The sequence below is a fragment of the Nocardia sp. NPDC050412 genome (assembly GCF_044458825.1).
Taxonomy (GTDB): domain Bacteria; phylum Actinomycetota; class Actinomycetes; order Mycobacteriales; family Mycobacteriaceae; genus Nocardia.
Genome location: NZ_JBITIJ010000027.1, coordinates 1 through 12,128, shown reverse-complemented (window position 1 = coordinate 12,128; position 12,128 = coordinate 1). Strand labels below are relative to the sequence as shown.

Sequence of the window (12,128 nt, the reverse complement as noted above, 5' to 3'; positions counted from 1 at the left end):
AGAGCCACCCCGCCGACGGGCGTGAGCGGGACTCAGAGATCGAGGACGAGTCGCGACCCCTGCGACCGGGAGACGCAGATCATCATGCAGTCGTTGGCTGCACGCTCGGGCGCGGAGAGCACGCTGTCACGGTGGTCGACGTCCCCGTCGATGACCGCTGTCTCGCATGCGCCACAGGTACCTTCTCCGCACGAGGACGCCGCGAAAACACCGGCTGCGTTCACGCGCTCGAGAACGGATTCGCCAGGCTCGATCGACAACATCAGACCCGAGCGCGCCAGCTCGACGTCAAAGGCGGTGTCGCCATCCGCGTCCACCTCGACGGGCGTGAATCTCTCCGAGTGGATTGTCGCTCCCGACCCTCCGCGTTCGCAGGCCGCATAGACCGCGTCGATGAGTGGCGGGGGTCCGCAGACGTAGACGCCCGCTCTCGCATCGATGCCGTCGAGGAGCTTCTCGAGCGGGAGCAAGCCGTGGGAGTCCTGCGGCCACAGGATCACTCGGTCGCCGAATCTGGCCAAAAGTTCCTGCGAATAGGCCATGCTCGAAGCGGACCGGCCCCCGTAGAGAAGCCGCCAGTTGAGCCCCAGGCGGTCGGCGTCGCGCAGCATCGGCACCATCGGCGTGATGCCGATCCCGCCTGCGATGAGGATGACGTCGGGTTCCGCATCGAACTCGAAGTGGTTACGCGGCTCGCTCGTCTCCAGTACGTGGCCGACCTGCAGCTGTTCGTGTACGTACGCCGATCCACCGCGACTCGCAGGTTCGCGGAGCACCGCGATCCGCCAATCTCGGGCGTCGGCCTCACCGGTTAGAGAGTACTGGCGGGTCATCCCGGGCGAGAGGTGGAGGTCGACGTGTGCACCGGGCGACCAGTGCGGGAGTTCGAGCCCGTTCTTCGCCGAGAGCGTGACCTCGCGGACGCCCGCCCCGACGTCTCGGATCGCGGAGACGATCACGGTGTGGCCGTTCACGACGTCACCCGCGGCCGGAAGGTGACGGGCACGACCTTCATCGACATGACGTCGCCGCGACCCGACCAACCGATGTCGCCACCGAGCGAGATGTCGACGTCGGCATCCAGGAGCGCATTGATCGCACTCGTGAGCTCCAGGCGTGCGAGCGGCGCGCCGAGGCACACGTGGGTGCCATGCCCGAACCCGAGGTGATCATTGCCGGTCCGGTCCAGGCGGACCTCCTCCGCGTGGTCGAAGTGTCGCTCGTCTCGGTTCGCCGAGGCGAATGCCATTCCGACCACATCGCCCTTCTTGATCTTCTGGCCGCGGAGCTCGACGTCCTTCGTGGCGTTGCGGGCGAAGATACTCACGGGCGAGGACAGCCGGATGATCTCCTCGATCGCGAGCGGGATACGCCTGCGATCCTCGCGGAGGAACTCGATTGTGTCGGGCCGTGAGGCAAAGAGCCAGAAAGCGTACGAGAGTGCCGAGGCGGTCGTCTCGTGACCCGCAACCAGTAAAAGCAGCACAAAGCCGAAGATCTCGTCGTCGGTGAGGCCACGGCCATCGGCGTCGGCGTCCATGAGCTGTGAGATGAGGTCGTCCGCCCGCTGCTCGCGCCGCCGAGCGATGAGGCCCGTGACGTAATCGCGGAATTCCGCGGATGCCCGCTGGGCCGCCTTCTCGTCGCGGACGTTGCCCTCGAAGGCGCGGTGAACTAGATCGACCCACAGCTCGTGGTCCTCCGGAGGCAGACCGACGAACGTTGCGAGCGTGGTTGCCGACATGTGCTCGGAGAACTCGGAGGGGATGTTGCCCTCTCCTCGCTCGAACATCGGAGCAAGCAGCTCTCGGGCGAGCTGCGCCAACTGCCCGGCGAACGAGTTCACTCGCCGAGGCGAGAACACCGGCCGAACGTACGAGCGGTATCGGGTGTGCTCCGGAGGGTCGGATTCGAGGGGCAGGTAGGGAAGCGTCCGCGAAACGCCTGTTGGAATGAGCAAGGTCCCGACGACGCTCGACGTGAACGTCTCCCAGTCCTTGATGATCGCGAGGATGTCGTCGTACTGCGTCACCAACCAGTACCCGTCGTACCGGTCGCTGTGTAGCACGGGACATTCGCTTCGGAGCGTTTCATAGGTCGCCCAGGGGTTCGCGATGAATGCTGGATCGTGATGGTCGAACTGGCCGTGCTCGTCCTCGCCGACCATGTGCTGCACGGGGCACCCGTTTGAAGAGTCGCTCATCCCAGGCTCCTTTCACCTCAACGGAACTGACAAGACCGACATATCTAAGGTCTTACATATGTCTCTTCAGACTAAGTGACTCGTGTCACGGTGTCCAACCCTTGGTCCCGGGCAGAGCCGGGCGCCCCCGTTTGCTGCCCCGATCGTCGCCTCAGGTACCGCCCGACCGATGTGACAGGCTGCGGCGGTCATCGACCAGTCCTCGGGCGAACGATGCCGAAGGCGGTCCGGCGCGCAGTCGGCGAGTTCGCCGCCACCATCGACGACGTGCGCCCGGCGGTCGGGCTGCGGAAGGAGTTCCTCGACGAGTCCGGGGTCGACCGCTATGCGCCGGCGGCGTCGGGCCACCCGTCCGGGTCGACGCTCATCTACTTCCCGGGCAGGGCGAGGAACATTTGCGCCTTTCGATTGCCGTATACGGGGAGGGCTTTGAGCCTCAACTGCCGGGATAACCACCGAGCTGGGAGTTGACGACGAGAGTGGTCGGACCGCTCCACGGTCCCTCCGGCGACGGAGCGGTGCGTAGGACGATTCGACCCTCGATGTCGTTGCCGTGCAGCATGACGTACTTGCCGAGGTGGGCGTTCCAGGCAACGGACAGTTCGCCGACCGGTTCACGCACGATCGGCGCAGCGGCATTGAGGTCCGGCGACTACCCGGATCCGGTGAAGTACTGTAGTGGCCTACGTCTTCGGGTTCACGACGGTTTCAGTTGTGGCGGTGGTGGTTTCGGTGGTGGTCATGATGGTGTCTCTTCCTGGCAGATTCATCGGGTGGAGACGCCGACCATTCGAGCTGTCCGGTGTTCTCGTGTGTGTCAGGGGTCGATCTCGGCCCCGGAACGCCGCGCTTCATGTGCCGCCCCCATCGAACCGTTCCGGATCGGGACGCGGCTAGTGGCATTCGCAACGGATTTAGCCGGTTTCCGCACCGTTCCTGCTCCCTACGTGGGTGGAGAACCGAGGGGCGTGCTGCTTCGTGAACCTGCAGTGCTGGTGCGCATATGGAATCGGGCGACACACTGGCGTGACCGTTACACCTGAACGACGATCTTCCCCCGGAGGTCGCAGTCGATCATGGACTGGAATCCGATCTTGATGTCCTTCAGAGCGATTCGTCGGTCGATGCGAGGGCGGGCGCCGGTGGATTCCATCATGCGCAGCATGGCGACCAGCTCGGATCGGGTGCTGCCTGTGGAGCCGAGGATGCGCTGCTGGAGGTAGAAGATTCGTCCCAGGTCTGCGGGCGGGTTCATTCCTGAGGTTGCTCCCGCGATGACGATGGTGCCTTCCGGCTCCCGGACATGTAATCGATCACGAAACACGTCCAGACCGAAGTCATCGGGGGCTCCGCGAGACGGATGTTGGAGACGATGCGCTCTGCACGGCGTGCGTGCCGCACCGTGGAACGCCTAACAGTTGGCCACTGTTATGACGTTCATACTTGTTTCGCTGGACTCCCACCCGATCAAAGACGATGGAGCTTTCTGCCATGACCACCTTCAAGAACATCACTGTGTTGGGGACGGGGGTCCTTGGATCTCAGATCGCCTACCAGGCGGCATTTCACGGCTTCACTGTGACGGCGTGGGACATCGACGATGCCGCCCTCGAGAAGGCGCAGGAGCGGTTCGCTCAGCTGGCCGACGTCTACGCCGCGAACGTGGAGCTGCCGAGCCCGGATGCACCTCAGGCCGCACTTGGCCGGATCCGCGTCACAAGCCGATGTCGCCGATGCGGTGAAGGACGCCGACCTCGTCATCGAGGCCGTGTCCGAGAACCTCGTGCTCAAGCGCGACCTCTGGGCGAAGGTCGGCGCAGCGGCGCCGGAGAAGACGATCTTCACGACCAACACCTCGAGCCTGCTGCCCAGCTTGATGGCGGACGCGACCGGGCGGCCCGACCGCTTCCTCGCGCTGCACTACGCAAACCCCGTCTACCTGCGCAACCTCGCCGAGGTCATGAGCACTGATCAGACCGATCCGAACGCCTACCAGCAGGTCGTCACCTTTGCGGAGGAGAACGGCTTGGAGCCGATCCCGGTGAAGAAGGAACAGCCGGTTACGTCGCAAACACGCTTCTCTTCGCCACGCTGGGCGCAGCGGTCGCGCTGTACACCAACGGGGTCGCAGACATACAGACGATCGACAAGGCGGCCCGAATTTCGGGCCCAACGCCTCTCGGCCCCTTCCAGATCTTCGACCTGGTCGGCATGAACACCGTCTACGGCGTCTACTCGAACGGCACCGAGACCGACAAGCGATTCGCGGAACTCGTCAAGACCGAGTACCTCGACAAGGGCAAGCTCGGCGCGGCCACTGGAGAAGGCTTCTACAAATACAACTAAACGGTCAGCGGAACGACCGCTTCCCGATCACCGTAATGATTCAGAGAGGAATCCCATGTACGAAGAAGTAACTTTCGCGCTCCCGGACGTGGAGCTGCGCGGCCGGCTTTATCGTCCGGAAGGTGACGGGCCGCACCCGGTCGTCATCTTTCACTCGGGTGTTGGCAGCGTCGCGGAGGGAAACTACCCTTACGCTGACCTGTTTACGGAACGCGGACTCGCTGTCGTCTTCTACGATCACCGCGGACTCGGGTACAGCGGGGGGACCCTGCGTCAGGAACTCGACCCGGTCCAGAACGCGCGTGACCTCCGCGACGTGATCACGCTGCTCTCTGAGCGCGACGACATCGACGAGCAACAGATCTCGCTCTCGGGGTTCAGCCTCGGCGGCACGATCAGCCTGATTGCTGCCGGATTCGACCATCGCGTTGCGAGCGTGGCCTCGGCCGTTGGCCCGGTCAGTAGCGCGGCTGCGTTCGGTCTCTTCCCGCCGGAGGCATTGCCGGCAGTTCAAGCCGCTGTCGACGAATCCCGGCGTGAGCAGTTGCACGGCGGCCAGGGCACGATCCTCCAGACCGCCGGTGTGCCTGTGCCGGACGGACCGCAGGTCGCATTCGCCGATCCTCTGGGTTGGGAATTCACTCAGCAGTTCCTGCACCTCCCGAGCTTCCGCAACGAAATCACCACGACATCGCTCGGCCGCCTGTGGGAGATGGAGCTGATGCCGCTCGCGCCCCGGCTCACTGCCAGGCTCCTGATGATCGTCGGGACCGAGGACACCCTCTCCCGCACCGAGGACATCCGCGAGTTCTTCGAGCAGGTGCAGACCGAGAAGCTCTTCGAGGAGTACCCCGGATCCCACTACGAGATCCTCCTCGGGGAGGGCTACCGGAAGCTCATCGCGCGAACCGCGGATTTCATCGCCGAGAACGCGGCCGACTCAGCGTCCCGCTAGCTCCACACCGCGCTTCCGGAGGGCGGAGCGCCAGCTACCGTCGGCAAGGTCTCGGAATGGATCTTCCATCACGCCCTGCTAGGCACCTCATCTGAGCGTAAACGGATGCGGGATTGCCGGTCTGTGTTGTTGGCACAGACCGGCAAGCTCGCACAACAATTCTCGTGCGACTCCGTGTGAAACTCTCCAATCAAGCGCGAGCGACGACGACTCCACGCTGACTCTGCGCGGATTTGTGATGGCCTTGATGTTCAGGGCTATCGGGCTCGTGGAGACGGCCGCAAATCCTTCGACCCGGTACGCATCGGGAAGAACGACCTGACGGTCACCGACATTCACGAGAGTTCGCGGTTTGAAACCCAACAGGTGGTCTTCGGCTCACGCTTAGTGGTGACCGGCGCTTGGTGCATGTGCCGCACCGTGGAACGCGGAGCGATTCGCTCCCTCGCAAGCATGAATACTTGTCTCACTGATTCACCCCCGATCAAAGACGATGGAGCTTTCTGACATGACCACTTTCAAGAACGTCACCGTGCTGGGAACGGGGGTCCTCGGCTCGCAGATTGCGTACCAGTCGGCCTTTCGCGGGTTCCAGGTCACCGTGTGGGACATCGACGATGCCGCCCTCGAAGGGGCGAAGGAGCGGTTTGCTCAGCTGGCGGCCGTGTACACCGCCGAGGTGGAACTCCCCAGCCCGGACGCTCCCCAGGCCGCGATCGGTCGGATCCGTGGGACGACCGATTTCGCTGATGCCGTCAAGGACGCCGATCTGGTCATCGAGGCCGTACCGGAGGTCTTGGACCTGAAGCTCGACGTGTGGGCGAAGGTCGGCGCGGCCGCGCCGGCGAAGACGATCTTCACTACCAACACGTCGAGCCTGCTGCCCAGTCTGCTGGCGCTGGCCACCGGCCGCCCCGACCGGTTCCTGGCACTTCACTATGCCAACGGGATCTGGCAGCGCAACATCGCCGAGGTCATGGGCACCGAGCAGACCGACCCGGACGTGTATGAGCAGGTCGTCACTTTCGCCGAAGAGCAGGGCATGGTCCCAATCCGCGTCAAGAAGGAACAACCCGGATATGTGGTCAACACGATCCTGTGGGCGACCATGCGTGCAGCCATCGAGCTCTACCTCAATGATGTTGCCGACTTCCAAACGATCGACGAGTCGTTCCGCGTTTCCATGGTCACCCCCCTCGGGCCGTTCCAGATCCTGGACATGGTGGGCATGAACACCGTCTACAACGGCTACGTGACAGGCACTGAGCTCGAGCAGCGATTCGCGAAGATCGTCAAGGCCGAGTTCATCGACAAGGGCAAGCTCGGCCGGAGCACCGGCGAAGGCTTCTACAAGTACACCAACTAGTCCCATGACGCTGGCGAGAACCTCGTGCGTCGCCTGGCGGCCGAGGTCCGGTGACGCCTCAGGCACGGCGTTTGACCGCGCCCAATTCCGGACCGATGACGTTCACTGAATCCCCCCGGCATGTCGGGAGACTTTGATGTTCCCCGGGTTTTTCGGAGTCGGTTTGGTTGACTTCTTGGTCACGACACCGTCGAAGGAGACTCGTTCGTGCCAAGGCGCTATCCCGAAGAGTTCCGCCGCAAGGTCCTGGATCTGGTCGCTGCCGGTCGCCCGGTCGCGCAGGTCGCCGCCGATCTGGGCGTCAGTGACCAGACGATCTACGTCTGGCGCAAGCAGGAACTGATCGACACAGGCCAGCTACCCGGCGCAAGTCGCGCCGAGCAGACCGAACTGTCGGCGGCCAAACATCGGATCCGGGAACTAGAACAGGAGGTGGCGATCCTGAAACGGGCTCGTGAACTGCTGAAAGAGCAGGGAGGTGACCCAAAAGGCGATACGCGGCCATAGCCACCATGGCGTCCGAGGGCTTGCCGGTGCAGGCCGCGTGCCGGCTCCTCGACGTCGCTGAATCGGGCTACTACCACTGGCGGTCACGACCGCCGTCCCAGCGTTCGATCCGGCATGTGTGGCTACTGGATCAGATCCGTGCCGTGCACACCGCTTCCCGGGGCACCTATGGTGCCCATCGTGTCCATGCCGAACTCACCCTCGGCCTCGGAATCAGCGTGGGCCACGGCCAGATCGAGCTCCTGATGGCCCGCGCTGGGATCAAGGGACTGCCCGGCAACCGCCGACCCAAACCGAAGCATCAAACCCCGACAGCAGGAGATCTGGTCAACCGGTCGTTCACGCGATCGCAGCCAAATCAGTTGTGGGTCACCGACCTTACCGAGCATCACACACGGGAAGGCAAGGTGTACTGCGCGGTCGTGCTCGACACGTTTTCACGCCGCGTCGTCGGCTGGTCGATCGACTCGACCCAGACCGCCGCGCTGGTGACCAACGCGCTGGGCATGGCCATCGCCAACCGCTCACCGCAGGCCGGAACGATCATTCATTCCGACCACGGAGTGCAATTCACCTCCTGGGCCTTCACCGACCGGGCCCGCAAGTCCGGGCTGGTGCCCTCGATGGGCTCGATCGGCGACTGCCCCTTATCCGGCTAATATCCACCGATTCCTCTGGTCAAGGGGGCTGCGGGTGCGTCCGGCGATTCGTGTGACCGCGTGTCGGCTGACCCGGAGTAGACCTGTCGGGCATGAGCACGGACAACCGTGATCGGCTGCGCCTGGAACACGACGCCGGCCGGTGGTATCTGGACGGCCCGGGTGCCGACGGGCTGGGGCTGGTCGACGAGTATCTGGGTTATCTGGCTGATCGCAACTATTCACCGAAAACGGTGCGGGCCTATGGGTTCGACCTGGTGATGTTCGGGCGGTGGCTACTCGGTGAGGGCCTCGGGGTCGACGATGTGACCACGCCGGTGCTGCTGCGGTTTTTGGCTGCGTGCCGGGCGGCGCGATTGCCGGGACGGCCGGGCCCGAATGTGGTGAACATGGCGGGCCGGCGGCTGGATGGGTATACGGCTGCGACGGTGAACCGGCGGCTGGTGGCCGTGTCGGGGTTGTTCGCGTTCCGCGCGATGCGCGACCCGTCGCTGGTGAGTCCGGTGCCGAAAGGCCGTGACGCGCAACGGTTCGTGCCCGGTGAGAAGACCGGATTGCTGGCGCACCTGGTGCGCAAACCACGCCCGAGGTCGGCGCTGCGGCTGCGGGAACCGCGCAGGCTGCCGCGACCGTTGGCGATGTCGGAGGCGGCCCGGTTGCTGGCGAGCCTGCGGACCTGGCGCGATCGCGCGATCGCCGGGCTGATGCTCTAGTGCGGGTTGCGGTCGTGTGAGGTGCTGGCCTTGGACGTCGCCGATGTCGATATCGGACGCGGTTGGATCCGGGTCTGGGGCAAGGGCGTCAAGGAACGCGCCGTCCCGCTCGACGCGGATCTGGCCCGCGTGATCCAGGGCTATCTGCTCATCGAGCGACCCGAATCAGGTTCGGCGCGTTTGTTTCTCGTCGCGAAGGGCCCGAACCGCGGGCAACCGCTCACCGCGGCCGGGCTGCGGACGATCTTCCGCTATCACCGCCAACTGTCCGGCGTCGCGGCCGGGCATCCGCACGCGTTGCGGCATTCGTTCGGCACCGCGCTGGCCGAGGCCGGAGTCGATTTGTCGGTGATGCAGGCGTTGCTCGGGCACACCCATGTCGACACCACCGCCCGCTACATCCATCTGGCCCCGAAACGGGTGAAGGAGGAATTCGATGCCGCTCGCGCACGTATTCGCCGCCAGGTCTGACGCCGACGACATCTACCACGCCTACCTGGCCGAGCTGGCGCGCACCGGCCGCGGCAGCGCGCCCTACTACAGTTCGGCCCGCACATTCCTGCAGCGCTGGCCCGATCCGCAAGCCTGGGCTGATGAGCCGCTCGGGCTGCGGTGCTCGGCGAACTCCTCAACGCGGCCATTCATCACGTTCGGAGATGCTGCACGACTGGTTGCGGCCCGGCTACGACTACCTGCTCGAACGCAAGATCTCCAGCCTCTGGCGCGAGATCGACGCCTCCCCGATCGGACCCGACCTGACCAAATTCCTCACCACCGCACGAGGACTCGGATTCAGCTATCGGGTCCGGACCGCGACCGGGTCGCAGGCGCCGGCGCGGCTGCTGATCCAGACCGGCCGTCGCCTGCACCAGCTCACCGTCGCCGATCTCGACGAGTTCGCCGACGCCTGCCTCGACCGTCAGCACCGCACCGGCAAAGGCTGGCACCACTACAAGGCCGCGCTCGCCAACACGCACCTGGTGCTGTTCCATCTCGGCATCCTGCCCGAACCACCCCGCCGCGGCGGCCCCTGGGACTTCGCGGTCCGCCTCGACGGCGTCACCCCGGCGATCGCCGAGGCGATGATCGACTACCTCAACGCTAAACGCGGCACCTGCACCCGCCACACCGTCTCCAGCATGGCCACCCGGCTGACCGGGTTCGGCCGGTTCCGCACCGATCTCGACCCCACCCTGGCCCGACTGTCGCAGTTGGACCGCCGCCGCCATATCGAACCCTGGCTGGCCAGCCTGGTCGACGCGGTCAACAGCAAGACCGGTGAACCGATCGGCGTCGCCGACCACGCGCGACGCGTCGTCGCGGTCAACACCTTCCTCACCGAGATCACCGAATGGGGATGGAACGACGCACCGAAACGAAAACTGTTGTTCCGCAACGACGTTCCCCGCCTGCCGAAGCCACTGCCGCGCTACATCCCGGTCGACGCCGACCGGCGCCTCACCGACGCACTGCGCGCCAGCGACCATGAACTCGCCGCCTCCGCGTTGCTGCTCGCACGCGCATGCGGCCTGCGGATCGGGGAATTGCTCGACCTCGAAATCGACTGCCTCCACGAGATTCTCGGCGAAGGAGCCTGGCTGAAAGTCCCGCTCGGCAAACTCGACACCGAACGCATGGTCCCCCTCGACGACGAAACCGTCGAACTGATCGACCGGATCATCGAAATCCGCAGTCCCGGACGACCGTTACCGCACCCACGCACCGGGAAACCGGCCCAGTTCCTGTTCACCCACCACGGCGGCCGGCTCGCCCAGCAAGGCCTCCGCCTCGAGCTCGACCGCGCCGCGACGGCTGCCGGGATCGGGCACGTCACCCCACACCAACTACGCCACACCTACGCCACCGCCCTGGTCAACGCCGGAGTCTCATTGCAGTCGCTGATGGCGCTGCTAGGACACGTATCCGCGCAGATGAGCCTGCGTTACGGAAAACTGTTCGACGCGACCGTCCGCACCGAATACGAACGGGCCCTCACCCTCGCCAAGGACCACCTCGCCGCGCTGCCGACCACACCCGCCGGCACCAAAGCGCTGCCGCTGGCCGACATCACCGGCGGCGCGGACTGGACCGACACCCCAGCCCTGAAATCCCGTCTCGCAGGGGGCTTTTGCCTGCGCGCACCCGCCCAGGGCGCCTGCCCCTACGCCAACATCTGCGAACACTGCCCGAACTTCCGCACCGACCTCACCTACCTGCCCATCCTCGCCGCCCAACGCGCCGACGCCCAAAAACTCGCCGACGACGCCCAACGCCGCGGCTGGATCACCGAAGCCGACCGCCACCACAAACTCATCGCCCGACTCGACAACGCCATCGCAGACATCCAGAAATCAGCCGGATAACACCAGAACCCCCACACCACAGAGCAAGATCAGCCCAGATTAGCCGGATAATGCTACGACAACGCAGTCATCGAATCCTTTTGGGGCAGAATGCAAACCGAGCTACTGAACCGGCAACGATGGAGAACCAGAATCGAGCTGGCCAACGCGATCTTCGAATACCTGGAGATCTTCCACAACCGTCGGCGCCGTCACTCGGCCCTGGGCATGCGGTCCCCGATCGAGTACGAGATGATGCAATCGTCCATCCAACCCGTGGCCTGAAGTCCAGCATTCCGACTCCACGAAACCGGGGGAACATCACGGGGACGAACACATGGGTTCTCAACACGCCGGCCGGCGAGATTGTGATCGATCTGGGTCCGTCGCTCTCCGTGCACCGCCGTGCTTTGCAGGAGCTGACCAGACCGGTCGCCGTGATAGTCACGCACGCACACTGCGATCACGTAGGAGCATTCGACGGGCTTCCTCCCGGGCTACCCGTCTATGCTGCGGACGACAGGCTGGCCCGTGGATCGGAGCCGCTCCACACCGACCGCCTGCTTCGAATAGCCGGACTCGCGGTGAGGGCCATTCCCACGCCAGGACTCACGGCCGATTCTGCTCTCCTCGGCGGCGTGACCCCTGCTCGGCACCGGACCCCGGTTGCCGCCGTGGCAGCTTCCCTCACTGAGGACGAGCGCCTCGTTGGGGTCGGACGAGAGCGCCGCTTGGACCCGCGCTTTCACCGCAGCACGCCTTTCCCCGAGGTCGTCGAGACGTACGCGGCCACGGGCAAGTTCACAAAGGCCGCCAAAGCCCTCTGGGATTCACCCTCAGAGGCTCGTCAGGCCGTCATCAGCCACGCGGTGTCGAGCCTCGCGGGCCGCTTCGGGCAGGCCGGCCAAATCGGTTATACCGCGGCGAAGTGGGCTGTCCGAGTGGCCGGCCCCCGATGATGCGACCATCCGGTCTTTGAGTCCGGGGTCGATCGGTTTCAGTTGATCTCGCAGACCACGGGGTGATGGGTGTGGCTG

At 64.9% G+C, this 12,128-nt stretch carries 12 protein-coding genes and 4 pseudogenes; 12 read left to right on the top strand and 4 right to left on the bottom strand.

The features are described from left to right. Positions 1 to 32 precede the first annotated feature (32 nt). From ACIBI6_RS39650 to ACIBI6_RS39635, 4 genes and pseudogenes are all read right to left on the bottom strand, one after another. Positions 33 to 974, bottom strand: a complete 942-nt coding sequence (locus tag ACIBI6_RS39650) for a PDR/VanB family oxidoreductase (protein ID WP_329407940.1) — start codon at positions 972 to 974, stop codon at positions 33 to 35. Further along, on the bottom strand, positions 971 to 2,203 hold the full coding sequence (locus ACIBI6_RS39645; RefSeq protein ID WP_396960239.1) for a cytochrome P450: 1,233 nt from the start codon (positions 2,201 to 2,203) through the stop codon (positions 971 to 973). Before ACIBI6_RS39645 ends, ACIBI6_RS39650 begins: the two co-directional genes overlap by 4 nt. Before the next feature lie 436 nt (positions 2,204 to 2,639). Next, positions 2,640 to 2,834 (bottom strand): annotated as a pseudogene (locus ACIBI6_RS39640) (DUF4185 domain-containing protein); the annotation flags it as partial. A gap of 402 nt (positions 2,835 to 3,236) precedes the next feature. Further along, positions 3,237 to 3,497 (bottom strand): annotated as a pseudogene (locus ACIBI6_RS39635) (Zn-dependent oxidoreductase); the annotation flags it as partial. Between the two features lie 182 nt (positions 3,498 to 3,679). Between ACIBI6_RS39635 and ACIBI6_RS39630 the strand changes: the two are divergent. The 12 genes and pseudogenes from ACIBI6_RS39630 to ACIBI6_RS39575 all read left to right on the top strand — a co-directional run. Then, a pseudogene (locus ACIBI6_RS39630) lies at positions 3,680 to 3,871 on the top strand (3-hydroxyacyl-CoA dehydrogenase NAD-binding domain-containing protein); the annotation flags it as partial. Positions 3,872 to 3,902: 31 nt separating this feature from the next. Continuing rightward, a complete protein-coding gene (locus ACIBI6_RS39625) occupies positions 3,903 to 4,418 on the top strand; it encodes a 3-hydroxyacyl-CoA dehydrogenase NAD-binding domain-containing protein (RefSeq protein ID WP_396960335.1) in 516 nt (171 codons plus the stop codon). After that, positions 4,313 to 4,549, top strand: coding sequence for a 3-hydroxyacyl-CoA dehydrogenase family protein (locus ACIBI6_RS39620; protein ID WP_396960333.1), 237 nt, complete (start codon positions 4,313 to 4,315; stop codon positions 4,547 to 4,549). The genes ACIBI6_RS39625 and ACIBI6_RS39620 overlap by 106 nt, the downstream gene beginning before the upstream one ends. Before the next feature lie 55 nt (positions 4,550 to 4,604). Continuing rightward, a complete protein-coding gene (locus tag ACIBI6_RS39615; RefSeq protein WP_396960237.1) occupies positions 4,605 to 5,504 on the top strand; it encodes an alpha/beta hydrolase in 900 nt (299 codons plus the stop codon). A 508-nt stretch (positions 5,505 to 6,012) separates the two neighbouring features. Continuing rightward, complete coding sequence (locus tag ACIBI6_RS39610) at positions 6,013 to 6,870, top strand: 3-hydroxyacyl-CoA dehydrogenase (RefSeq protein ID WP_396960235.1); 858 nt, start codon at positions 6,013 to 6,015, stop codon at positions 6,868 to 6,870. 207 nt (positions 6,871 to 7,077) lie between these two features. Then, positions 7,078 to 7,377 (top strand): transposase, encoded by a 300-nt coding sequence (locus ACIBI6_RS39605; protein WP_396960233.1) that lies wholly within the window; start codon positions 7,078 to 7,080, stop codon positions 7,375 to 7,377. Between the two features lie 5 nt (positions 7,378 to 7,382). Continuing rightward, complete coding sequence (locus ACIBI6_RS39600) at positions 7,383 to 8,036, top strand: IS3 family transposase (RefSeq protein WP_396960231.1); 654 nt, start codon at positions 7,383 to 7,385, stop codon at positions 8,034 to 8,036. Positions 8,037 to 8,128: 92 nt separating this feature from the next. Beyond that, complete coding sequence (locus tag ACIBI6_RS39595; protein ID WP_396960229.1) at positions 8,129 to 8,749, top strand: site-specific integrase; 621 nt, start codon at positions 8,129 to 8,131, stop codon at positions 8,747 to 8,749. A 6-nt stretch (positions 8,750 to 8,755) separates the two neighbouring features. Next, positions 8,756 to 9,220: a tyrosine-type recombinase/integrase gene (locus ACIBI6_RS39590; protein WP_396960227.1), complete on the top strand. Its 465-nt coding sequence runs from the start codon at positions 8,756 to 8,758 to the stop codon at positions 9,218 to 9,220. A 185-nt stretch (positions 9,221 to 9,405) separates the two neighbouring features. After that, positions 9,406 to 11,112 carry a tyrosine-type recombinase/integrase gene (locus ACIBI6_RS39585; RefSeq protein WP_396960225.1) on the top strand — a complete coding sequence of 569 codons (1,707 nt, stop codon included), beginning with the start codon at positions 9,406 to 9,408 and terminating at the stop codon, positions 11,110 to 11,112. A gap of 57 nt (positions 11,113 to 11,169) precedes the next feature. Further along, a pseudogene (locus ACIBI6_RS39580) lies at positions 11,170 to 11,376 on the top strand (IS3 family transposase); the annotation flags it as partial. Then, positions 11,352 to 12,050, top strand: a complete 699-nt coding sequence (locus ACIBI6_RS39575) for an MBL fold metallo-hydrolase (protein ID WP_396960331.1) — start codon at positions 11,352 to 11,354, stop codon at positions 12,048 to 12,050. The pseudogene ACIBI6_RS39580 and the gene ACIBI6_RS39575, both read left to right, overlap by 25 nt. The last annotated feature ends 78 nt before the right edge of the window (positions 12,051 to 12,128 follow it).

Bases quoted from the DNA above. Each gene is read 5' to 3' on its own strand.
- ACIBI6_RS39645 (WP_396960239.1), bottom strand. From the start codon at position 2,203: ATGAGCGACTCTTCAAACGGGTGCCCCGTGCAGCACATGGTCGGCGAG.
- ACIBI6_RS39615 (WP_396960237.1), top strand. From the start codon at position 4,605: ATGTACGAAGAAGTAACTTTCGCGCTCCCGGACGTGGAGCTGCGCGGC.
- ACIBI6_RS39610 (WP_396960235.1), top strand. From the start codon at position 6,013: ATGACCACTTTCAAGAACGTCACCGTGCTGGGAACGGGGGTCCTCGGC.
- ACIBI6_RS39600 (WP_396960231.1), top strand. From the start codon at position 7,383: ATGGCGTCCGAGGGCTTGCCGGTGCAGGCCGCGTGCCGGCTCCTCGAC.
- ACIBI6_RS39595 (WP_396960229.1), top strand. From the start codon at position 8,129: ATGAGCACGGACAACCGTGATCGGCTGCGCCTGGAACACGACGCCGGC.
- ACIBI6_RS39585 (WP_396960225.1), top strand. From the start codon at position 9,406: ATGCTGCACGACTGGTTGCGGCCCGGCTACGACTACCTGCTCGAACGC.